This is a genomic window from Kribbella sp. NPDC051620 (assembly GCF_044453825.1).
Taxonomy (GTDB): Bacteria; Actinomycetota; Actinomycetes; order Propionibacteriales; family Kribbellaceae; genus Kribbella.
Genome location: NZ_JBITDB010000001.1, coordinates 887880 through 910292, shown reverse-complemented (window position 1 = coordinate 910292; position 22413 = coordinate 887880). Strand labels below are relative to the sequence as shown.

The 22413-nt window shown below is 68.6% G+C and carries 21 protein-coding genes; 10 read left to right on the top strand and 11 right to left on the bottom strand.

The window, feature by feature from the left end:
* Nucleotides 1-218: 218 nt before the first annotated feature.
* On the bottom strand, nt 219-692 hold the full coding sequence (locus tag ACIA12_RS03945; RefSeq protein WP_396365297.1) for a winged helix-turn-helix transcriptional regulator: 474 nt from the start codon (nt 690-692) through the stop codon (nt 219-221).
* Nucleotides 689-1927: an MFS transporter gene (locus tag ACIA12_RS03940; protein ID WP_396365296.1), complete on the bottom strand. Its 1239-nt coding sequence runs from the start codon at nt 1925-1927 to the stop codon at nt 689-691. Before ACIA12_RS03940 ends, ACIA12_RS03945 begins: the two co-directional genes overlap by 4 nt.
* A 120-nt stretch (nt 1928-2047) precedes the next feature.
* Here ACIA12_RS03940 and ACIA12_RS03935 point away from each other — a divergent pair, with 120 nt between their 5' ends.
* From ACIA12_RS03935 to ACIA12_RS03925, 3 genes are read left to right on the top strand one after another with little or no spacing between them, the layout of a single operon-like run.
* Nucleotides 2048-2920, top strand: a complete 873-nt coding sequence (locus ACIA12_RS03935) for a helix-turn-helix transcriptional regulator (RefSeq protein ID WP_396365295.1) — start codon at nt 2048-2050, stop codon at nt 2918-2920.
* Between the two features lie 36 nt (nt 2921-2956).
* On the top strand, nt 2957-3928 hold the full coding sequence (locus tag ACIA12_RS03930; RefSeq protein ID WP_396365294.1) for an SMP-30/gluconolactonase/LRE family protein: 972 nt from the start codon (nt 2957-2959) through the stop codon (nt 3926-3928).
* A gap of 36 nt (nt 3929-3964) precedes the next feature.
* Nucleotides 3965-4696, top strand: a complete 732-nt coding sequence (locus tag ACIA12_RS03925) for an SDR family oxidoreductase (RefSeq protein WP_396365293.1) — start codon at nt 3965-3967, stop codon at nt 4694-4696.
* A gap of 4 nt (nt 4697-4700) precedes the next feature.
* Here the strand turns inward: ACIA12_RS03925 and ACIA12_RS03920 are convergent, their stop codons facing one another.
* From ACIA12_RS03920 to ACIA12_RS03910, 3 genes are all read right to left on the bottom strand, one after another.
* The gene (locus tag ACIA12_RS03920; RefSeq protein WP_396365292.1) at nt 4701-5582 is read right to left on the bottom strand and encodes a redoxin domain-containing protein; all 882 of its coding nucleotides are present in this window, start codon (nt 5580-5582) and stop codon (nt 4701-4703) included.
* Between the two features lie 21 nt (nt 5583-5603).
* The gene (locus ACIA12_RS03915; protein WP_396365291.1) at nt 5604-6044 is read right to left on the bottom strand and encodes a hypothetical protein; all 441 of its coding nucleotides are present in this window, start codon (nt 6042-6044) and stop codon (nt 5604-5606) included.
* Between the two features lie 61 nt (nt 6045-6105).
* On the bottom strand, nt 6106-6729 hold the full coding sequence (locus tag ACIA12_RS03910; protein WP_396365290.1) for a VOC family protein: 624 nt from the start codon (nt 6727-6729) through the stop codon (nt 6106-6108).
* Between the two features lie 110 nt (nt 6730-6839).
* Here ACIA12_RS03910 and ACIA12_RS03905 point away from each other — a divergent pair, with 110 nt between their 5' ends.
* Nucleotides 6840-7196, top strand: a complete 357-nt coding sequence (locus tag ACIA12_RS03905; protein ID WP_396365289.1) for a hypothetical protein — start codon at nt 6840-6842, stop codon at nt 7194-7196.
* Between the two features lie 104 nt (nt 7197-7300).
* On the top strand, nt 7301-8749 hold the full coding sequence (locus ACIA12_RS03900) for an alkaline phosphatase PhoX (RefSeq protein ID WP_396365288.1): 1449 nt from the start codon (nt 7301-7303) through the stop codon (nt 8747-8749).
* Nucleotides 8750-8814: 65 nt separating this feature from the next.
* On the opposite strand, the gene ACIA12_RS03895 is transcribed toward ACIA12_RS03900, so the two are convergent.
* The gene (locus ACIA12_RS03895) at nt 8815-10110 is read right to left on the bottom strand and encodes a condensation domain-containing protein (protein WP_396365287.1); all 1296 of its coding nucleotides are present in this window, start codon (nt 10108-10110) and stop codon (nt 8815-8817) included.
* A 149-nt stretch (nt 10111-10259) separates the two neighbouring features.
* Here ACIA12_RS03895 and ACIA12_RS03890 point away from each other — a divergent pair, with 149 nt between their 5' ends.
* Genes ACIA12_RS03890 through ACIA12_RS03880 form a run of 3 tightly spaced genes read left to right on the top strand, consistent with a single transcriptional unit; the run spans nt 10260 to nt 13494 of the window.
* Entirely contained in the window at nt 10260-12173 is a 1914-nt protein-coding gene (locus ACIA12_RS03890) for an AMP-binding protein (protein ID WP_396365286.1), read from the top strand.
* Entirely contained in the window at nt 12170-13276 is a 1107-nt protein-coding gene (locus tag ACIA12_RS03885) for an SDR family oxidoreductase (RefSeq protein ID WP_396365285.1), read from the top strand. Before ACIA12_RS03890 ends, ACIA12_RS03885 begins: the two co-directional genes overlap by 4 nt.
* Nucleotides 13276-13494 carry an acyl carrier protein gene (locus ACIA12_RS03880; RefSeq protein ID WP_396365284.1) on the top strand — a complete coding sequence of 73 codons (219 nt, stop codon included), beginning with the start codon at nt 13276-13278 and terminating at the stop codon, nt 13492-13494. The genes ACIA12_RS03885 and ACIA12_RS03880 overlap by 1 nt, the downstream gene beginning before the upstream one ends.
* On the opposite strand, the gene ACIA12_RS03875 is transcribed toward ACIA12_RS03880, so the two are convergent.
* Together ACIA12_RS03875 and ACIA12_RS03870 are read right to left on the bottom strand one after the other, a co-directional pair.
* Entirely contained in the window at nt 13485-14735 is a 1251-nt protein-coding gene (locus tag ACIA12_RS03875; protein WP_396365283.1) for a cytochrome P450, read from the bottom strand. The genes ACIA12_RS03880 and ACIA12_RS03875 overlap by 10 nt on opposite strands.
* The gene (locus ACIA12_RS03870; protein ID WP_396365282.1) at nt 14732-16147 is read right to left on the bottom strand and encodes a class I adenylate-forming enzyme family protein; all 1416 of its coding nucleotides are present in this window, start codon (nt 16145-16147) and stop codon (nt 14732-14734) included. The genes ACIA12_RS03875 and ACIA12_RS03870 overlap by 4 nt, the downstream gene beginning before the upstream one ends.
* A gap of 140 nt (nt 16148-16287) precedes the next feature.
* On the opposite strand from ACIA12_RS03870, the gene ACIA12_RS03865 reads away from it, so the two are divergent.
* Entirely contained in the window at nt 16288-17136 is an 849-nt protein-coding gene (locus ACIA12_RS03865) for a class I SAM-dependent methyltransferase (protein ID WP_396365281.1), read from the top strand.
* Between the two features lie 3 nt (nt 17137-17139).
* On the top strand, nt 17140-19083 hold the full coding sequence (locus tag ACIA12_RS03860) for a hypothetical protein (protein WP_396365280.1): 1944 nt from the start codon (nt 17140-17142) through the stop codon (nt 19081-19083).
* Between the two features lies 1 nt (nt 19084).
* Here the strand turns inward: ACIA12_RS03860 and ACIA12_RS03855 are convergent, their stop codons facing one another.
* From ACIA12_RS03855 to ACIA12_RS03845, 3 genes are all read right to left on the bottom strand, one after another.
* Nucleotides 19085-20437: an NAD(P)/FAD-dependent oxidoreductase gene (locus ACIA12_RS03855; RefSeq protein WP_396365279.1), complete on the bottom strand. Its 1353-nt coding sequence runs from the start codon at nt 20435-20437 to the stop codon at nt 19085-19087.
* 72 nt (nt 20438-20509) lie between these two features.
* Nucleotides 20510-21562 (bottom strand): ferritin-like protein, encoded by a 1053-nt coding sequence (locus tag ACIA12_RS03850; RefSeq protein WP_396365278.1) that lies wholly within the window; start codon nt 21560-21562, stop codon nt 20510-20512.
* 8 nt (nt 21563-21570) lie between these two features.
* Nucleotides 21571-22353: a class I SAM-dependent methyltransferase gene (locus ACIA12_RS03845; RefSeq protein WP_396365277.1), complete on the bottom strand. Its 783-nt coding sequence runs from the start codon at nt 22351-22353 to the stop codon at nt 21571-21573.
* Nucleotides 22354-22413 lie beyond the last annotated feature (60 nt).

The following is a 22413-nucleotide window of genomic DNA, read 5'->3' as shown; positions in this document are numbered from 1 at the left end:
GGCTGGTCAGCGTAGGCGCCTTCGCCACTTGAGTTCGGACGTCGCCAACCCAACGCCGCCTTCCACCCCGGCACCCAAGGCAACCACCGGCCAACCGGGGACACTGCCTATTGCTCTTGGCTCTTGGCTCTTGGCTCTTGGCTCTTGGCTCTTGGCTCCTGGCTCCTGGCTCTTCGCTGTTGCACTTCGCTGTTGTTCTTCGGTCTTGGTTTTGCGGGTCAGCGCCAGATGAGGCGGTCGGCGGGGCCGCCGGGGACTGGTTCGAAGGTTATGTCTTCGGGTGGGACGGAGTGGCCGGTTGCGTCGACGAAGGCTACTGAGACCAGTTCGCCGGTGCGGGTGTTGCGGCGGAGGACTGTGGGGCCTTCCTCGCGGGGTTCGTAGATGTCGCCCCATTGCTGGAGGGCGGCGAGGGTGAGTTTGAGGTCCTTGCCGGCTTGGGTCAGGTGGTAGGAGGAGCGGGTGCGTTCGCCTTCGGCCCGGTAGTCGCGCTTTTCCAGGACGCCTGCTTCTACCAGGGTCTGCAGGCGGCTGGTGAGGATGTTCGGGGCGATGCCCAGGATCTCCTTGAACTCGGCGAAGCGGGTGTTGCCGCGGTGGGCCTCGCGGAGGATCAGGACGGACCAGCGGTCGCCGATCACCTCCAGGGTGCGGGCGATCGAGCAGGTCGGCCGAGCCGTTTCAGTCTTCATCGGACCTCCGTCTTCAAATTACCCCGTACTGCGAGTAGCCCAGCCACCCCAAACGCCAGAACCGTAAGCCCGCCGATCGCCAAGACCCCGAGCAGCAATGCCGTGCTCAGCCCCGACGCCGTAGCGATGGCTCCGAGCGACAACGCGACCGCGCCCTGACCGACGTAGGCCACCAAGTAGACCGCGGAGACGGTACCGCCTCGGTGGTGGGCCGGTGCGTGGGTGGCGACTAGGCCCAGGCCGCCGGAGAACAGAAGGCCGTAGCTGATTCCGCCGAGCAGGCTGGTCAGGATGAACAGCGGCAACGAGTGCGACCGAGCTGAGACCTCCAGCAGCGTCAACGCGGCAGCGACGAAGCCGGTACCGGCGAGGACCTGCCGTCCAGCCGCGAAGCCGCGGGTCAGGATCGCCGTCACGCCACCGGTCGCGGACAGGATGGCGAGCACCAACCCGGTGACGAAGATGTTGTTCGAGCCGATCAGGTCACGAGCGAGTTGGGCGCCCAGGGCAAGGAACACCGTGCCGAACGCGAACGACGTCGTCACCGCGAGCGCGGCAGCGGCGTACACGAGCCGGATCCCCTTCGGCACCCTGATCGGGCGCGGCCGCCAGCGGCCCTGGCTCTCGTCCTTGGTGTGCCGCGGCATCGCCCACACGAACGGGAACACCAGCGCGATCACGCCCACCAGCACCCAGAAGTCCAGGTGCCTCGGCGCCGGACCGTACTGGATCAGACCGCCACCCACGATCGTCGCCAGCGACAGGCCGACCGTCGTCGCCGCGGTGGTCACGGACGACGCCCGCGCCGCCTTCCCGCGAGCACTGAACTCGACCGCGGCGGCCGTCGCCGGCGCCAGCGCCAGCCCAACGCCCACCCCCATCAACGCGCGCCCCGCGTACACCCACCACACCGAAGGAGCGACCGCGAACAACAGCACTCCAGCCATCATCGCGCCCAGCCCGTACAGCATCGTCGTCCGGCGCCCGATGTAGTCGGACAGCTGCCCGAAGACCAGCAGGAACACCGCCAGCACGATCGGATAGACCGCGAAGATCGCAGTCGTCGCCGTCGGCGTCAGGTGCCAGGTCTTCGCATACAGCGGGTACGTCGTCGTCGGCGCCGCGCTGGTCCAGAGGCTGAGCCCCGCGACAGCCGCCGCGGTCCAGAAGCTGGCCTTCCGGCTCAGCGTCCGTGGTTCCCGCGCGGTCGCGACAGGCAGTTCGAGTGTGGTCATGCTGACCTCAACACCTGAATTTCGATTTGCAATCCAGCCGACCAGGTGAGCCTGGTCACACCTCTGCCTGACCTTAGGAAGGTCAGGCTGGAATTGCGGCTCCGACGCATACTCGGATACATGAACGGAAGCGGGGAGCTCGGCGAGTTCCTGAAGGCACGGCGAGCGCGGCTCCTCCCCGAGGACGTAGGCATCAGGACCTACCTCGACAAGCGCCGGGTGCCCGGCCTCCGCCGCGAAGAAGTAGCACTGCTCGCGGGAATCAGCGCCCCGTACTACACCCGCCTCGAGCAGGGACAGTCCCACCGAGCGTCGCCCGAGATCCTCGACGCGATCGCCCGGGCCTTGTGCCTGACCGAGTCCGAGCGCAACCACCTGCGCACCCTCGCGGATGCGCAGCAGGCCCGGCCGGCCCGTCGGCCCGCACCTGAACGCGTCAGCGAGGCGACGACGGCGTTGATGGCCGCGCTCGGGGAGACTCCGGTCATCGTGCTCGGCCGCAGTACCGACGTACTGGCCTGGAATCAGCAAGGACATGCCCTGTACGCCGGGCACGTCGACCCCGCCGCACCACGACAACCAGCAACCCGGCCGAACATGGCCAAGCTGATCTTCCTCGACGCGCACCTGCGCGAGCTCTATCCCGACTGGCTGGTCAAGGCGCGGGCGGTGGTGGGGAACCTGCAGATCGCGGTCGCCCGAAACGCCGGCGATCCGATGCTGCTCCAGCTGATCGGCGAGCTGACCGTCAACAGTCCTGAGTTCGCGGCGCTGTGGGCCGACCACCGCATCCAGGGGTGCGACGTCGCCGAGTACCGGATGCGTCATCCACTGGTCGGCACGTTGACCGTCACCCAGCAGACCTTGCAGAGCCCGTCGCGCCCGGATGAGTACATCGTGGTGGCGACGGCGCAACCCGGCTCTCCGTCCCAGGAAGCCCTCGACCTTCTAGCCCAGGCGACCGCGCCGGCCAAGGCCTGCCAACCCGCCTGAGAAATTGCTCACAACCCGACAAAACAAGGGATACCCATGTCCATTTTCAAGTCGATCTCGGCCTTGGCCCTGATCAGCATGGCAACGCTCGGCCTGCAGCCGGCCCTCGCCGAATCCCCCAGCCTCTCCGCTGCGGCGGTAGCGTCACCGGCCACTGGTGCCCGGATCGCTGTGCATTTCGACCTTTCAGCCGGCCAGACGCCCGAGAACATCGCGCTCGCTCCCGGCGGTGTCGCCTACGTGACCTTCGCCGTCGGCCGCCAGGTCGCCCGGATCGCCCCGGACGGCACCACCAGGATCCTGGCGACTCTGCCGGCTCCCGACGGCAACCACACCCCGGTACTGAGCTTCCCGCTCACCTCTGGCATCGTCCGCGACACCCACGGCACCCTGTACTTCCTCTACGCCACCGGCACCGCCGACCTCACCGGCGTGTGGCGCCTCCGACCAGGCGGCACGCCCGAACGCATCGCCGCCCTACCGCCGACCGGTCTGCCGAACGGCCTGGCACTCGACGATCGCACCGGCAATCTCTACATCGCCGACTCCGTTCTCGGCACGATCTGGCGAGTCCCGAAGACCGGCGGTACGCCGAAAGCTTGGTCGACCGCACCGGAACTCGCCTCGACCGGCTTCCTCGGCGTCAACGGCCTGAAGCTCCGCGGCGGCGCCGTCTGGGTCACGAACCTCGACAAGGGCACCGTGCTCAGGATTCCGATCGACCACCGGCAGCGAGCCGGCGAGGTCGAGACCCGGGCCAGCGGGCTGGCCGGCATCGACGACTTCGAGTTCACCGGTCGCGGCAACGAGCTCGTGGCGGCCGTCGACTCCGCCGGCACGGTGGTGCTGATCCGGCCGGACGGCAGCACGACGACCCTGTTGACCGCGGCCGATGGCCTGCAGAACCCGACCTCGGTGGGGGTTCGCGGCAGGACGGCGTACGTGCTGAGCGCCGCCTATCTCACCCAGCAGGACCCGAACCTCGTAGTCACCTACCTCAACCGGTAATACGCTCGGACCGGGACTCGCGACTGGAGGGTGAAGATGGCTGCAGGGCAACGGGCCGGGTTGACCGGTCAGACCGTGGTGGTGATCGGCGGCAGCCTCGGGATCGGGCTGGAGACCGCACGACTGGCTCGCGGGGAGGGCGCCGAGGTGATCATCACCGCGCGCAACGCCGACCGGCTGGAGGCCGCCGGTCGTGAGCTGGGGGCGAAGACCGACGCCTTCGACGCCACTGACTTCGACCAGCTCGAGGCTTTCTTCGCCCGGTTGCCCACGCCGATCGACCATCTTCTCGTCACCGGTCCCGGCCCGTACTACGCTCCGCTGCCGGAGCTGGACCTCGACCTGGCCCGCGCGGATCTCGAGTCGCACGTTCTGCTCCCGATCCAGATCGGCAAGCTGGCGATCGGCAAGGTGCGCCCCGGCGGGACGCTGCTCTTCATGGGCGGTACCGGCGGTCGCCAGGCCGGCGTCGGGATGTCCGTGATCGGCGCGCTGACCGCTGCCGGTCCGGCGCTGACCAGGAATCTCGCCGTCGAACTGGCCCCGATCCGGGTCAACCTGATCGCGGCCGGCTTCGTCGACACTCCCCTGTCGGCGACGCTGCTCGGCGATCAGCTCGACGCCCGGCGCGAACAGCTCCGGTCGACGCTCCCGATCGGCCGGGTCGTCGGCCCGGAGGACATCGCCAACCTGGCCGTCCACCTGATGACCAACACCGCCCTGACCGGCGCCACCTACGACATCGACGGCGGCCAGCAGCTCGTCTGAGGTCTCAGCCGAAGGTGAACACGTAGGCCTCGGCCCCAGCTTCGGCGAACGTGATCTCCACGGTCCGGTCCCACACCGGCCCGTCCTGCCGGATCAGCTGGTACATCCGGCCGGCCTCCAGCAACCCGTTGCCCTCAGCATCGACATCGACGCCGTGAGCCGCGCCGGGCGGCTGACCGTCGAGGCGGACCTGGAAGGGAATCGGCTCGCTCCGCCGGGACGACAGCACCAGGTGCGCATCTCGAGCGTGGAAGGGAAAGGCGATACTGCCACCGGCCTTGTCCAGCCGGACGTACTCCCGCTCGACCGTCCAGTCGCCGGTCAGCCCGTCGATCGGCTCGCCGCGGGTGTACCCGAGGTACGTCTCCGGGGTGCGCAAGTTAACCCAGTCGGCCTCTGCCTCGACGCCGGCACCCTCGACCGAGTCCGTGACCAGCTCACGCTCGACCCCGAGCAACTGCTGGATCACCCGCTCAGACTGCTCGTACCGGCCTTCGCCGAAGTGATGGTCCCGGATCTTGCCGTCGCGGTCCACGAAGTACAGGGCTGGCCAGTAGTGGTTGGCGAACGCCGTCCAGATCCCATAGTCGTTGTCGAGGGCAACGGGGTAGTCGATCTCCCGCTCGGCGACGGCCAGCCGGACCCGGTCGAGCTCGTGCTCGAAGGAGAACTCCGGCGTATGCACCCCGACGACCACCAGCCCGTCGTCGCGGTAGGCGCGCGACCAGGCCCGGACATACGGCTCGGTGCGCAGCCAGTTGATGCAGGTCAGGGTCCAGAAGTCCACCAGGACGACCTGACCGCGCAGCCGGTCCACGGTCAGCGGCCCGGTGTTCAGCCAGCCGCTGGCCCGGTCGAACGACGGCATGTGCATCCCTGCGAACATGACCAACCTTCCCAGCCGGAGTCAGCCCCTGCGTTCGATCGCCCGGAGCGTCTTCTCGAACGTCTTGCCGAGGATGCGCTGCCCGCCGACGGTCAGCAGCGCGCCCAGCAGCTTGCCCTTGACGCCCATCCCGACCCGGTCGACGACGACCGCGATGTCGGTCTTGCCGTCGGGCCGCTCGGTCAGCGTGTACTCGTGGCCGGAGCCCGGCCCCCACAGGTTGGACTCGGTCGTCTTCAGCACGATGTGGTGCGGGTCGGTCCAGTCGTAGGACAGCCGCTCCCAGATACCGTTCGAGCCCTCGGTGACGTCGGCATGGCCCGGGCTCTGGCTGTGCACCTTCAGGTAGCCGTCGGCGCTGTTGCCGAACAGGTCGCCACGCCCCGGGCCGAAGTCGGTGAGGCCGGCGAGAAATTGCTCAGGTGTCGCGGTGGTGCTCTGGGTGAAGCGAATTGTCGCCATAGTCGAACCATACCGGCGGCGAGGCAGCCCTGTTGGCCACCTCGCCACTGCCTGTGGACAGTTACTCGGGCAGGTCCGCGCCGGACTGCTCGGCGACCATGTAGGCGGCGTACCAGGCGGGCCACTCGTCATCGTGCTCGCCGGTGCGCTTCTCGTGCTCGCCGTGCGCGGTCGCCGCACGAATCAGGGCCTCCTGCAGGTCCTGCACCGAGGCGTACGTCGTCTCACCGGACTCGATCCGCCCGGGAAGGCGCTTGGTGATCTCCTGCAGGAGCCAGGTGTTGCCATCGGGGTCGCTGAAGGTCGCGAACGAGCCGTAGCTGGCCGCGTCCTCCGCCCGGCCGCTCGCCCGGCCCTCGCCATCAGCCTGGAACTGGGCACCCGGCGCCACGCTGTGGAAAACCTCGCTGACCTTGGCCCCCTTGGCGAGGAGCTCAGCGCGAGCGGCCTCGATGTCGGAGACGACCAGGTAGAGGCCCTGGGCCGAACCGGCCGGCGCCGAGGTGATCTTCGACCCGAACTGGACCGACGCCGGCGAGCCCGGCGACGTGAACTGCACGACCCGGAAGCCGTTGTCGAACGCGAAGTCGGCGTCCAGCCGCCAGCCGAGCTCGCTGTAGAACGTCTTCGCCCGATCCACGTCGGTGACCGGGATGACCACTGCTTCGAGTTTCAGATCGCTCATTGCACTTCCTCCTGAGTAGGACTGCCGACTACCACCCTCACGTTCCAGCCCACTCTCGCACCTGTACCACCCTCTGGTCATCGCACTGGCACCGGCGCATCATCGGTTGTATGGGGTGGTACGTCGTGCGGATCCAGGTGCGGATGGGCTGGCCCGCGTCGGCGTCCGAGCTGCACGCGATCCGGTACGCCGGGCACCGGCTGCCCTGGCCGATGCGGTTGCGCTCCGATCTCTGCTTCATCCACGGTGACGTCGAGTTCACCCTTCGGACCCGCAGCCAGACTCCCGCGATGGCGATCCAGCAGGTCAGGCTCGCGCTGCCGATGCTCCGGTTGCGTCGTGAGCGGGTCCAGCGGATCGACGTACGGCGCCTGCACCCGCTCCCCTCGCACCGGGACCTGCTGGCCAGCTGGATGCCGCACCCGGATCGGCGCGGAATCGAGCGGCGACGCTCCGTCGTCCGCTGAACCCGGCGGGTAACAAGAACATTTGACTTGCTGACTGTTCAGCTGTTGTTCGCCTTGGGCAGTGAGGATCGGCTCCTACGTCCAGGAATTCAAGGAGCTCCACAATGTCTCTCGACCGTCGTTCTGTCCTCCGGGGTGCCGCCGTCGGCGCCACGGGTGTCGGCTTCGCCGCCGTCGGCGCCGTCCCCTCGCTCGCCGAGGCGACCCCCGCGCCCGCTGAAGGCGGCTCGCGGCCGTACCCGACCAACCGCCCGTTCCCGCCGCTGATGGACGACCCCAAGGGCCTGCTCGCGCTGCCCCCGGGCTTCAAGTACACCGTCGTCACGCATGCCGGCGAGACCAAGCTGAAGAGCGGCCAGCCGACTCCGACGCTGCACGACGGCACCGCGGTGTTCGGCAACGGCACCAAGCAGTACACGCTGATCCAGAACCACGAGATCAGCGCCAACGACCCGCTCGGCGTACCGCAGATCCCGGGCACCGTCTACGACTCCGGCGTCGGCTCGGCCGGTGGCTGCACCGTCATCTCGGTCGACCGCGACGGCACCAACCACGGCGAGTGGGTCGGCATCTCCGGCACCCTCACCAACTGCGCCGGCGGCCCGACGCCGTGGGGCACCTGGTGGACCTGTGAGGAGACCGAGAACAAGGCCAACGGCACCACCCGGCTGAAGGACCACGGCTACGTCTTCGAGGTCTGGGGTGACGGCAAGACCGCGCACCCGGTACCGCTCAAGGCGCTCGGCCGCTACGCCCACGAGGCAGTCGCCGTCGACCGGGACAAGCAGCACGTGTACCTGTCGGAGGACTCCTCCAACCCGAACGGTCTGTTCTACCGCTGGACCGCGCCGGCCGGCTACCGGCTCGGCAAGGACAGCTGGCAGGACCTGCAGGACGTCAACTTCGGCACCCTCGAGGCGATGGCGATCCTCAACGACGACGGCAAGCCGATCCCGGACGTCGCGTACCTGACCTCGGCGCAGTTGCTGCGCCCGTTCAGGGTCACCTGGGTGCCGGTGCCCGACCGGGACGCGGTCACGGTCTCCACCCGCAAGCAGTTCACCGACGGCCAGGTCACCCGGGGCAAGAAGTTCGAGGGCGTCTACGGCACCCACGACGGCGTGTACGTGGTCAACTCGTTCGCCAAGATCGGTACGACGGACATCCCCGCCGACGGCGTGCCGCACGAGGGCATGGTCTGGTTCTACAACTACAAGCACCAGACCATCCAGCTCGTCACCTACTTCCCGGCCAACCCGGCCGCCGACAAGGGTGCCGCGGCGAAGTACGACGACTTCAACTTCGACGCGCCGGACAACGTCACCGTCACCCCGTGGGGCTCGCTGATCCTGGCCGAGGACGGCCTGGCCAGCAGCCACGTCCTCAGCTCGGTCCCCGGCGGCCCGACGTACGCGATCGCCCGCAACATGCTCAACGACTCCGAGTTCACCGGCCCGACCTTCTCCGAGGACGGCAAGGTGCTCTTCGTCAACATCCAGACCCCTGGTATCACCCTGGCCATCACCGGTCCGTGGCGCGACTACCTCGGCTGAGCTGAACTGGGCTGAGCTGACAGGTTGACCGGCCGGCAGTGCGTGGTTGCGCGCTGCCGGCCGGCTCATGTCCCAGCGGCGATCTTGCTCAGCTGCCGTAGATAGGTGTCCACGTGCGATTCCAGCGTGGCCGCGTCGAACATGGCCGGGGTGTAGGAGATCTTCCCGGTGAGCAGGCCGCCCGGCCGCTCGTCGATCGTCCACAGACCGTCCAGCGGCACCGCCACGCCGTGCGGGCGGGAGCCGGGCCGCCGGTCGAAGGACACATAGGTGGCCGGCCCGAACTTGCGAGGCTCCCGTCGTCCCAGCGGGATGTGCTGGAACGGCATCAGCACGAAGGACTCGTCGGCCAGCAGGAGGCCGGCGTCCGGTACCTCTTCCAGCAGCCGCAGGATCGGGAGTTCGTTGCGGTAGGCATCCAAACACGTCCGGCGTACTTCAGCGAGCGCGTCGCCGGGCGACTTCGCCGTACCGAGATCCGTGCGCAGCAGGAGCGCGTTGAGGAAGAAGCCGACCGTCTGGTCGAGCTCCGGTCGGCCACGACCGGCGGTCAGCGTCGGCACGGTGAGGTCGGTGGCGCCCGTGAGCTCGCGCAGGGTCAGCAGGTACGCCGTCAGGTGGACCATGAACGGTGAGCACCTCGCCCGGCGCGCTGTCTCCGCGAGGCGGCCCGCGAGCGCCGGGTCGATGTCGAACCGGAGCTGCGCCCGGATCCCGTCGTCCTTCGGCTCCCTGGGCCGGTCGGACGGCAACGAGGTGACGTCCACGTCGGCCAGCTTGGCCGACCAGTAGTCGAGCGCCTGCGCTGCCCGCGGACTGTCGCGGCGGGCCTGGTCGTCGACGGCGAAGTCGGCATAGGTGCTGGCGGCAACAGGCGGTGGGAGGCTGGCGTCAATGCGCGCTGCGTAGCAAGTGGCGAGGTCGCGGACGATCAGGTCCATCGACCACGCGTCGGCCGCTGAGTGATGGGCGACGAGCGCCAGTATGCCGTCCGCGGGCACGACCTTCGCGTAGTACACCCAGAGCAGCGGCGACCGGTCGCCCGGATGATCGTGGGTGTCCAGGGCGTCCAGGAAGTCGTCGGGGTCTCCGCCGGTCAGATCGATCGACTCGAATCGACCCGGTCCGGCCTCGTGGATCTCCTGCCAGGGCATGCCGTCACCGCCGTGCATGGTGGCGCGCAACGCGTCGTGGCGGTCGATCAGATCGGTGACCGCCAGCCGCAGCAACTCCTCGTCGACCGGTCCGGTCAGCCGGTACGCCGCGCTGATCACGAACGCCGGGCCGGTCGCCTGGCCTGGGTGCAGTACGTCGAAGAAACGCAGCAGGTGCTGCGGGAACGCCAGCGGTACCCGCGTCACGAACCCTCCCGAGTCGGCATCAGGGCCGGACGAAACCAAACTCCGGCGGCCCTGTCAAGACAGTTCCATCAGGATGCAGAGGGTCCCCGGATGAACCGTCGCCATGCGTAGGGTCGCGAACGCGTTGCCCCCGGATCGAAGGAGATCGCATGCCCATCGCGGCCCGCGTCGCCGAGCTCGTCGGCGACCACGCCCCCGCCGGAACGGCCACCCCCGCCGCCCCCGCCCGGCTGGTCGAGGACCTCGGCTTCGACTCCCTCCACCTGATGGAACTACTGGTCAGCCTCCAGATCGAGTTCGACCTGGAGCCCTTCGACGAAGCCGAACTGATAGGCCTCACCTCAGTAGCCGACCTGACCACCTTCATCACCTCCAAGCTCCCACCTGAGGACAGCGCGCGGCCAGGCGGTGCCGCTGCGACCAGCGATGCCGATGCACTGCTCGCCTGGCTTGCTTCGCCGCGGAACGATGCAGGGATCTCGTGGCTCGGTGACGACGGCGAGTGGGGCTCGGCCTCGTACGCCGAACTGGCCGCCGCCGCGTTGGGCACAGCAGCCTGGCTGCGCGAGCAAGGCGTTGAGCCAGGCGACGTGGTCTCGCTGACTCTGGCCCGGGTGGACGATTTCGTCGCAGCCTTCTTCGGCGTACTCGCGGCCGGCGGCGTACCGTCACCGCTGGCTCCCCCACTGGCACTCGGCTCCCTCGACAACTACGTCGACCACGCCGCCCACCTACTCACCCTGGCCGCCCCACGCCTGGTCATCGCCGACCCCGCCATCGCCAACCACCTGATAGCCGCCGTCACCAAAGCAGCCCTCGACTGCAAAGTCACCGACCTCCCCACGCAGGAAACCCACTCCACCGGCCCTGCACCACACCAGCCCGACGCGGAGGCGATCGCGCTTTTGCAGTTCACCTCTGGGTCCTCTGGGCGTCCTCGTGGGGTGCGGCTGACGATGGCGAATCTCGGCGCGAATATCGGCATGATCCGCCGCTGGCTTGCCCTCGGCAACGACGAGCTGACGGTCAGCTGGTTGCCGCTCCATCACGACATGGGGCTGATCGGCTGTCTGCTTACGCCGATCGTCAACCAGAGTCCGTTGCGGACGATGCGGCCGGACCAGTTCATTCGGGATCCCCTGCGCTGGCTGCGCTGCCTTGGCGCGGACGGTGCCGCGGTCGCGGTGTCGCCGACGTTCGGCTTCGCCTACACGCTCAGCCGGGTGCGACCAGAAGCCCTGGCTGGGTTGGACTTCAGCGCCTGGCGCGTCGCCATCGTCGGCGCCGAGCGGGTGGATCCCCTTGTCCTGCAACGATTCGCCGCTCTCCTCGAACCACACGGCTTCCAATCAAGTACCTTCCGCCCGGCCTACGGTCTGGCCGAAGCGACCCTCGCCGTCACCGGTACCCAAGGCGAGACCCCGCTCGCCATCCGCCCCGACTGGTCGACGATGCTGCCCGGCGAACTCGTCTCTGTCCTCGACGAGCGCCCACTGGGAGCCGTGCCCGCCGGCCCCGGCTGGGTCACGTGCTGCGGGCAACCACATCCCGGCCTGCTGCTCGAAGTACTGGATGACGAGGGTCAGCCACTGCCACCCGGGCATCTCGGCGAGGTCGCCGTGTCCGGGCCATCGGTCAGCACCCAGGCCCACCTCGGCGGCTCGACCTCGGCAACCCGCCTGGCCGGGACCCAGCTCAGGACCGGCGACGCCGGTTTACTGTACGCCGGACAGCTGGTTGTCGTCGGCCGCACCGGCGACAGCCTCAAGGTCCGCGGCCGTCATCTGTTCGCGGAGGAACTCGAAGCCCGCCTCGTCACCGAGACCGGGATCCCGGCCGGACGGATCGCGATCGCGCTCGGCATCGCCGCCGGTCGCGAGACCGCCGTACTGGTCTGCGAGCAAACACTGACCGACGACCAGCGAGCAGCAGCCGAGGCAGTACTCACCCGCGAGACCGGCGGAGCCGACATCCGGATCGAGACCGGCCCGCGTGGCCTCGTCCTGCGCACGTCGAGCGGCAAGGCACGACGCCGCGAACTCTGGCAGCGGTACAGCGGATGAGCCCGACAGCACGCCGCCAGATCGTCGACGGCAGCACCGGCTTCGTCGGCGCCAACCTGATCCACAGACTGCTTGCCAACGGCAACCAAGTCACTGCCCTAGCCAGACAACCCGCCGAAGCCGTCCATCACCAAATCACCACCGCCGCAATAGCCGACGGCTACCTCAACCCGACCGGCCTGGAAGTCCTGGGCTGGTCGCTGGACGAGACGAATCTAGGCCTGGCCCAGGCAACCCTGGAGGAGTTGTTTGCGGAGCCCTGCGACTACTGGCATCTGGCAGCGGCGATCACCTTTCGCCCGGGCAACCACGAGGAACTCCAGCAGGTCAACGTCGACGGCACCCGGACCGCACTGGACGTCTTCCACAAGTACGCCCCACCAGGCTCGCGGTTCTTCCAGGTCAGCTCCGCCTACAGCTGCGGGCTCGTCACCGACGAAGTACCGGAACTCTGGCACCCCTCCGCCGAACCACACGAGTTCCGCAACTACTACGAGTACACCAAGCGCGAAGCAGAGCTCCTGTACGCCGACACACCCGGCGCCGTACTCCGGCTCGGCCAGATCGTCGGCGATTCGCGGACCGGCCGCGCCGCCACCGACTACGGCCTCTACGACTACATCCGCGCGATCCACACCATCACCCGCCGACGCCCCAACGAACGTCTTCGAGTAGTCGGCGACCCCACGGCCGAGCTGCACCTCGTCCCGGTCGATGCCTGCGTCCGCTGGATGACCGACCTGGCGACGCGCGACCTCGCGACCCGCGACCTCAGCCAACTCACGGCACCGATCATCCACCTCGTCGACAGCGTCTCGGTGACCGCCGCGAAGGTCGCCGAGATGATCAGCGCCCACCTCCCCGTGGACCTGCGGATTGCCCCGCAGGACGAAGTGGCCACCACCCCGCTGAACCAGCTCGAACGCGTGCTGGAAGCCCGGATGACCTACACCGGCAAGTACATCTCCCACTCGATCAAGTTCCGCCGCGACAACCTGCCAGCACTCGGCATCGACGAGCCGCCGACCGTCTCCGACGACGTCCTCGACCGGCTGGTCGGCGCCTACGCCCACTCACTCCGCACCCCGCAAGGAGCCAACTGATGGAGGATCAGGTACGCCGGATCTGGTCGGAGGTGCTCGGAGTCGACTGCAAGCCCGCGACAACCTTCTTCGAGGCCGGCGGGAACTCGCTCGCCGCCTTCCGCATCCTCGCCCGGGTGGAGACCGAGTTCGGCGTCCGGCTGGAGGTCTACGAACTGTTCGAGGACCCGACCACTGCAGAGTTCACCGACCTGGTGGCCAGGTCCGGTCAGACCTGATAGCCGATCCGCTTGTACCCGTTGACGAAACTCGACGCCAGTCGCTCCGGCTCACCGGCCAGCTCGAGTCCGGGAGCTTGCCGGAGCAACTCGCGGAACACAGCGGTCAACTCGATCCGGGCCAGGAACGCGCCGAGGCAGTGGTGCGGCCCGCCGGCGCCATAGCCGACGTGCGGGTTCGGATCCCGCGTCACGTCGAACCGGGTCGGATCGGTGAACACCTTCTCGTCCCGGTTGGCCGACCAGTAGAACAGCAGCATTCGATCACCCTCGGCAAAGGGCCGGCCGTTGAGCTCGCAGTCACGGCTGACCGTCCGGCGCATCCAGACCGTCGGTGAGGTGAGCCGGACGATCTCCTCGGCCGCGGTCCCGCCGTACCGGTCGTAGTCGGCGAGCAGCACGTCGCGCTGGGCCGGGTTGTCCTGCAGCAACAGGAGTCCGTTGCTGATCGCGTGCCGGGTCGTCTCGTTGCCGGCCACCAGCAGGAGGATGAAGAACGACGCGACCTCGGCCCGGGTCAGCCGCTCGCCGTCGATCTCGGCCTGGATCAGCGTGGTGGCCAGGTCGTCGCGCGGATCGGTCTCCCGTTGCTTCACCAGGTCGTCGATCAGCTGGATCAGGTCGGCACCCGCGGTGAGGATGTTCGTCGCGACATCCGGCTGCCCAGCGGCGTACTCCGGATCGAAAGCGCCCAGGATCCGGCTCGACCGGCTGAAGACGAACTCGTACTCCGAGGGCGGCACCCCCGTCATCGAGCAGATGATCCGCAACGGCAGCGGCGCCGCGACCTCAGCCACGAAGTCACCGGAGCCCCGCCGTACCGCCGCGGTCACCAACTCAGCGGCAACCTGGTCGATCGTGCCGGACAGCTTGTCCAGCGTGCGCGGCGCGAACGCCCGGGTGACGATCCGGCGTACCCGCCGATGCCGTTCGCCATCCATGCTGAGCAGCGAGCTGAACGCCTCGTTGAACTCCACCGGCAGATCCATCACGCTGACGGCTCCCTGCCCGGACTGGAAGTCCTCCGGCCGCCGAGTCGCCTCGACAACGTCCGCATGGCTGACCAGCGCGTGGAACCCCTGCCCACTCGGCAGCCCCCACTCGACCTTGCTGCCACCGGGGAAGTATCGCGGCGCCGGCTCGGAGCGCAGTACCGCGAACGCCGCGTCGCGCTCGACGTCGGGCAACCGCCAGAAGGCCGAAGACGCCAGATCGATCTCGTTCACCGACTGAGTGCTCATCGCTGATGTCCCGTCAATTGGTCGCGGCGGAGTTTGCCGCTGGTCCGGCGAGGCAGCTCGTCAACCAGCGCGAACGACAGCGGCACCTTGCCTGCCGTCAGATTGGCCCGGCAGAAGTCCTCCAGCTCGCTCAGCTCAACCGGAGCAGCCGGTACGACGAGCGCGTGAACGCTCTGGCCGAGATACTCGTGCGGCACCCCGGTGACGGCGACGTCGGCGACCGCTGGATGACCGGCCAGCACCTCCTCGATCTCGGCCGGGTACACGTTCTGCCCGCCGACATTGAGGACGCTGGACCGCCGGTCGACCAGGTACAGATAGCCGTCCGCGTCGAGCCGGCCCAGGTCGCCGATGGACAGATGGCCGTCGCGCTCGGCCAGCTTCGGGCCACTTCCGACGTACTGCGGCTGCCGCGCGCCCCGGAAGTAGATCTCACCGATCTCCCCCGGCCCGACCGGTTCACCGGACTCGTCGAGCAGCCGGATCGCGCGCTCGGCGGGCCGGCCGACGCTGCCCGGATGCTCGAGCCACTCGTCACCCCGAATGGCGACCGCGCCGATTCGCTCTTGACTCCCGTAGTCCTCGTACACCCGCTCCGGCCCGAGCAGCTCGATCCAACGCCGCTTCACGTGCTCCGGGCAAGGGCCGGCGCCGTGGTACAGCGACTCGATGCTCGACAGGTCGTGATCGGCCAAGCCCGGTACGTCGAGCAGCATCCGCAGGTACGCCGGAACGATCCGGACGTGCTGGACGCCGTACTCGGCTACCAGCCGGGGCCAGAGTGAGCCGACGAAGCGTTCCATGATCACGACCAGGTGGCCGAGCGCGAGTCCTTGGTAGAGCGCGCCGAACCCCGCGTGGTACATCGGCAGCACGACCAGCTGGACCTGCCCCTCACGCACGCCGTGCGAGACGTCGCTCGCGGACAGGTAGTTGCCCTCGTCATACACCCATGGCCTGGATCGGACGATCACCCGCGGCTGTCCCGTGGTACCGCCGGTGAGGGACGCCGAGCGGGGCGAGCCGACGGGCTCGCGCAGAGTGGAGTCGTCGCCGTACCAGTCAAGCGAATCGATCAGGAAGTGCTCACCGATCGCCTCCCGGAACGCTGCCAGCTCACGGCCGGAAGCGGCGGAGTCGATCGGGATCACCAGCGCTCCGAGCTGCCAGGCGCCGAGGGTCGCGCGGACGTGGTCCAGCCCGGCCGGCAGCGCGATGGCGACCGTACTGTCCGCCGTGACGCCCAACGCCGCCAAGCCGTTGGCGGCCCGGTTCGTGTCGCGGTGCAGCTCCGCCCAGGTCAGCGAGGAACGCTCGCCTCTGGGCGGGACGCTGACGACCGCCGTCCGGTCCGGGTGCTCGGTGGCCAGTTGCGCTATCCGGGTGCCGATGGTGATCGGGACGGGCTGCATCTGTCTCCTCGACTCGCGGGCTGCTCGGCCGCAGGTTACGTCGCCGGAAGGTCCAGCCGCCGCACCTTTCGAGCAGGCCTGAAAGGTGGGGCGGTTGACCACCGTCGCGGGCTAGCGTTGCCGGTCTGGGGAGAACGACAGTGAGGATCGATGCCTTGAGCAACCACCTGCCGCCGTTGTTCGCCGGCGCCGCCGAGTACTACGTCCGCTACCGCAGCGAGTATCCGGACCCGATCTTCACCGAGCTGGCCACCCGGCTCGGTGTGGACGGCCGCCAGTCCGCCCTCGATCTCGGCTGCGGGCCGGGGATGGCGACCTTCGGGCTGGCCAGACACGTCGCCGCGGTGACGGCGGTCGACCCGGATCGCGAGATGCTTGCCGCCGGCCACGCGCTGGCCGTCGAGAAGGGTGTCGACGGCATCGACTGGCGCGAGGGCAGCTCGGAAACCCTGGCTGGGTTGGGCGTCGGCCCGTTCGACCTGGCGCTGATGGCGGCCTCTTTCCACTGGATGGATCGGCCGGCGACGCTGGCGACCCTGGACAAGTTGATCAATCCAGGTGGAGCGGTGGTGATCGTCACCGGCAGCATGAGTGGACTGGCCCGGGACACACCCAACAGGCCTGCCTGGGCCGAGGCTGCCTACACGACCCGGGAGCGCTGGGCGCCAGCTCGGCGACGCTGGCGCGGCGATACCTCGAACAATCAGAGCACCTACACCCTCCAGCGTGGCGAGAACCGGGCGGTGCTCGCGGCCTCCGCGTTCGCCGACGTCGACAGCTACGAGCTGCATTGGCAGCGTACGCACACGGTCGACGAGCTGATCGGCTTGCTGATGACCGTTCCCGATCTCACGCCGACCGCGCTCGGCGACCGAGTCGACGGCTTTCGCACCGAACTGCGGGACGCGCTGCTCGCCGCCCAGCCCGACGAGCGGTTCGTCGAACCGATCTGGACCCAGGTCCTGATCGGCCGCCGGCCGACGGACTGACCGATGGACCTCTGCCGCCTGCTCACCACCGACCCCATCCTCCGCCTGTACGCCGCTCCCCCAGGCAGCACCACCGTCCCACTCCACCAACTCAGCACCGTCCCCTCAGCGGACCCGGTCGAGTACTTCGTCCGGCCGTTGTTGCGGGTCTTCCGGAGAGGCCTCGACAAGTACGGCGTGCTCCTGGTCGACGCCGGGTCATCGCTGAACCACTTCGAGGTCGATGACGAGCGGCGACCCACCGGTCGAGTGCTGGTCACCTGGCCTAGCAGGCTGACCGCCAACGGACCGACAGCAGTCGATCTCCTGGCCGAGCAGTTCGGGATCGACGGAGTCGCCGAGGTGATCCGGGCCGAGCTGCGATTCCTGCAGCCGGAAGTCGCCAAGCTGCTCAGCGAGGACGACCGCTGGGCGCCACACGTCCACTCCGCACCAGCCGTTGATCAGCAAGCAGTCAATGCGGTCGCCGAGCTGGTCAGCAATCAGCAGGCAGCCCGGTGGAAAGGCGCCGACCTTCCCCCTTCGGTAGTCCGCTACGTCGGCACGCGACCACCCGGCTGGGCTCGTTTCGAAGCAGACCTCTTCCATCTCGGCGGTCGCCTGGTCGGTCCTGAGTCAACCTGCCGGCCCGTCGCCGAGCTGCACGGCCAAAGCCTCGACCGAGCTCCGCACAACTGGGGCGACGAACCCGCAACCTCCCACCAGACGACCCTGTCAGCGCTGCGCCTGGCCGATCTCCGCCCGGCCCCACTCGCCGCCCGCCACGCCGTCCAGCTGTCCACCGCAGAGACCGACGAGCTGATCGCCCGGCTCGTCAGCTCGGCCCACCGGTCCGCGGCGCAGCTCGCCGAGAAGGTACTCCGGACAACAGCAGATCCCCTCGAACGGATCTACGAGGTGCTCCAGCGGCGGCCGTTCCGGGCCGGATCGCGGGCGAACTACCAGCCGGCCGACCTCCGTCGCGACCTCGCGGCCACCGTCGAACGCGGGCAGCCGCTGCGCTTGAGCAAGCTGATGTTCGCCCTCAAACACTGGCACAACCGGCTGAAGGCTTCCGGTCCGCTGCCCGACCTGGCCGAACTCGCGATGATCGTCCGGATCGTCGAACTGGTCACGACTCTCCGCGCCGTCTATCCGCCGGGCGTCCAGGACTTCCACCTGATCAACGACGGCGAGCATTACCGTCCCCATCCGGGCGCTCCCTTCGCCGAGGGCGTGCGAACACTCCGCCGGTACGCCGATGCCGCCGGCGCCGACTTCATCCGCTTCAGGGACATCGACGACCTGGCCGGCTGGACCTACGAACCCCAGGTGCTGACCGGACACGCGAAACTGGCGACGGACAATCGCGAGGCCTACCTCGGTCTCTTCGCCGATCTGGACGTCACCGACGACCCGATCGACACGCTGCACCGCGCGGCCGCGCTCGACCCGTCGCAGAACTTCGTCCCGCTGTTCCGGTCGCTGGTGTTCTCGGTACCGGTGCCAGGCGAGCCCGATCCGCGCTGGTCACAGCGGGTGCTGGCCGAGCTGTACGACCTCGGCCCTGCCGTACCGTCCGACCTGCGGTCCGCCCGTCGCGGAGTACTGCTGACCGCGTGGGCGGATGCAATCGAGTACCTGAGCACGTCCGTGGCGGACGAGGAGTACGAGTATGTGGAGAAGCTCGTACCGGGGGCGCTCAGGCTCACTCAGCGGCCACGTCCTGGGCGGGCTGCCTTCGGTCCGCTGAGTGGCCGATCGGTCGGGCCCGGCCATGCGACCGGAGTCATCGACGCCCGCGGCATCATCACCGCCGACTTCCACGTGGCCCTGCTGGACCAGGGATTCGTCCCGCTCCACTCACCGCTGCTCGGCGACTCGCAACCGTTCGCGATGGTACCGGCGACCGCCGCCACCGACGGCCGCTTCGACCTCCTCGCGGCAACCCGGCTGAGAACCAGCTGACTCAACCCGCCTTGGCGCTGGTACTGCGGTCAGCTGGTCTCGCGGGCAGATCTTCGGCCAGGAAGGCGTCGCGCGGGTGCTGGACCGACGCGAGCGAGACGATGTCACGGCCGAAGAAGAAGGCGGTGATCCAGATCGACAGCACCCGGATCTTGCGCTCCCAGGTCGGGACGGCCAGGACGTGGTAGCCGCGGTGCATCAGCCAGGCCGGCAGACCCTTGATGACGAGTCGGCGGTACTGGAAGATCCCGCGACCGAGCCCGAGTGTCGCGACCGAGCCGAGGCTGTGGTGGACGTAGTTCTTGGGCTCACGGCCACGGAGTACGGCGATGATGTTCTTGGCCAGCAGCTTGCCCTGCCGGACCGCGTGTTGCGCGTTCGGCACCGTGAGGGCGCCGGGGATGCCGGAAGCGAGGTCGGGAACCGCCGCATCGTCACCGGCGCCCCACGCATCGGGGATCACCTCGTCCTTCGTACCGACGCGGAGGTCGGCGCGCACGCTCAACAGCCCACGCGGGTCGATCGGCAGGTCGGTGTGGCTGCGGACCATCGGGTTCGCGGCGTTGCCGGCCGTCCACACCATCAGCTCGGTGTCGAACTCCTCTCCGCTCGACAGCACCACGTGACCGTCGGTGGCCGAGAGCACCTGGCTGTTCAGGTGGACATGAGCGCCACGCTTCTCCAGCGACCGAACCACCCACTGGCCGGGCACATCGGTAACCTCGGGCAGGATCCGGCCCTGCGCCTCCACCAGGTGGAACTGCAGCTCGCTCTGGTCCAGTTGCGGGTAGGACTTCACCAGCGAAGTCGCCAGCGACAGCAACTCGCCGAAGCCCTCGACACCGGAGAACCCGCCGCCGACGAAGGTCGTGGTGAGCAGCCGCCGGCGGAGCGGACCAGGCTCGAGGACCGCGGCCTGGTCGAAGGCAGTGAGCAACCGGTCGCGGATGGCGACCGCTTCCTCGACGTGCTTCATGCCGATCGCCTGCTCGGCCACGCCGGGGATCGCCAGCTTGCGGGTCACCGCACCTGCAGTGACCACGATGATGTCGTAGCCCAGTTCGAGGTCGGGTCCGAGCGACGGCCGGACGGTCACCGTCTTGTGCCGATGGCAGATCGCGGTGACGGTCCCGGCCAGGATCCGGGTCTTCTTCAGGTGCCGCCGCAGCGAGACGGCGGCGTGCCGGGCCTCGATCGACCCGGCCATCACCTCGGGCAGGAACGGTTGGTAGGTCATGTACGGCCGGGGGTCGACCAGCACGATCTGCGCCTCGCCCCGCCGCAACTTCTTCTCCAGCCGCCAGGCCGTGTAGAAGCCGGCGTACCCGCCACCAACCACCAGGATCGTCCGCACGATGTCCTCAGTTCTCTAGGTCTGTCACAAGATAAGACAAGACAGCCCTCGTGGATGTGACATCGCAAGCGGTCAGTCGCGGAGTTCCGGCTCGACGTACTCGAAGGTCGGGCCGGCGGTGTGGCCCTCGACGTCGGGCATCGCCATCAGGGCCTTGGCCTTGCCCTTGAGCTGGAACATCATGCCGGTGGCGGCGCGCAGCAGCGACGGTTCGCCGTTCGCCGCCTGCTCAAGGAGTTGCAGGAGATCGCAGTACTGCGCGTTGAACTCCTCCTGCGCCTGGCGGATCGGGCTGTCCAGCCCATGGTCGGCCAGCCGCGGGTTCGGGCGTACCGGCTGTACGCCGCTGTAGTCGACCGTGACCGGCTCCCCCGTCGGCCCGGAGTCGGGGGTGTCGCCCCGCTGGTACCGGCGGCCGAGCTTGAGCTCCTGGAAGCGGTAGTAGTGCGCGACCTCGTCCCGATCGCGGTGGAAGATGTCGTGGTCGCCGTCCCAGACCTCCCCGCGCGAGGTGCCCTCGCCCTGCTCGACGATCTCCTCCAGCGCGGCCAGCGCCGACTGGAGATCGGTGACCGCGTTCAGCGCGCCGGCACTGTGCCCGAAGTGGTCCGCGGTGAGCTGCCGGGCCGGATCGCCGGTGAAGACCTTCTCCTCGCCGAACTGCTCACACAGGTCGCGTAGACCCTCCTCGACCGCGTCGTAGAACTGCCCGATCGTCTCGTAATGATCCCCCTCAGCCGGCTCGCCGGGCGGTGCCGGGAGCTCCAGCCGGAGGAACATCTCGATCGCCTCCGGCCCGAACGGGACCAGCGACAACTCCAGCGCCGGAGCCGCGTGCGGCAGCCGCCGGGGATGGCGAGGCAGCATCTCGCGCTTGTCCATCCGGGGCTGTCCACCGACCGCGTTGAGCAGGTTCGCCGCCAGCGCGAGGTGGATCATCTCCTCGACGAAGACGCTGCTCACCACCTGCACCGCGTCCGGGTTCTTGTCCTCGTCGAGCGAGTACAGCGCCGTCAGGTACGGCGGCAGCGTCGCGTGCTCCAACTCCACCGCCCACTGCAGATGCCGGCGAAGGCCTTCGAGCGTATCGATCCGCGCTCCCGCGGATCCGTCAGACTGATTCATCAGAACTCTCACTTCGAGATCGGGCGACTGACCGCATGGACCAGCTGCATCGAGACTTGGTCACTGGCAAACATCCGGGTAAACCGCTCACCTTGCCGCGCCGCGAGTACGTAGGCGGCGGCCGAGCGGTGCCGTGCGGCGATCACCGCGTTGACCTGTTCGACCCGCCGGGACCAGGACAGCGGCGCGGACTCCGGCCGGCTGGTCTGCTCCAGCAAGGTGAATCCGGTCCGCTGGAGCAGACCGGCGAGCTCTTCCTGGGTCGGGAAGTGGTTGCCGTCCGGGGGTCGCAGGCTTTGCGGGCCTTCGGCAACGACCACCAGCAGTCCGAGAGAGGCGCCTGGCGTCAGTACACGATGGATCTCACTGAGCAGCGCGGCCTTGTCCTCGACCGTGCACAGCACTCCGAGACACCACGCGGCGTCCACCGAGCCCGTCCGGAGCGGAATGCGGCTCCCGTCGGCGGCGATCACCGGCAAACCGAAGAGCCTCGACGCAGCCCGGCCCGCAGCCTGCATCGGCTCCAGCAGAATCGGCCGTACTCCGAACCGCTCCGCCACCCAAGCCGCCGGCCCACCGGCTCCTGCTCCAACGTCCAGCAACCTGGTGCCAGGCGACAACTCGCACGCCTCCGCCAGCCAGGCCAGCGCCGCGGGACTGGCACTGCCCCGGCAGGCGGCCGGGATCGCGTACCGGATGCCGAGCTCCTCGACCGCGTCGGCGGTCCACCCCGCGACATCGTCGAACTCGGCAACCATCGCCGCCACCGTCACGGCACGCTCCCGTCTCATCGGAACAACAGGTCCGCATTAAAGACAGGGCAGCCGTTCTGCCTGTGACAGCTCAGGTCG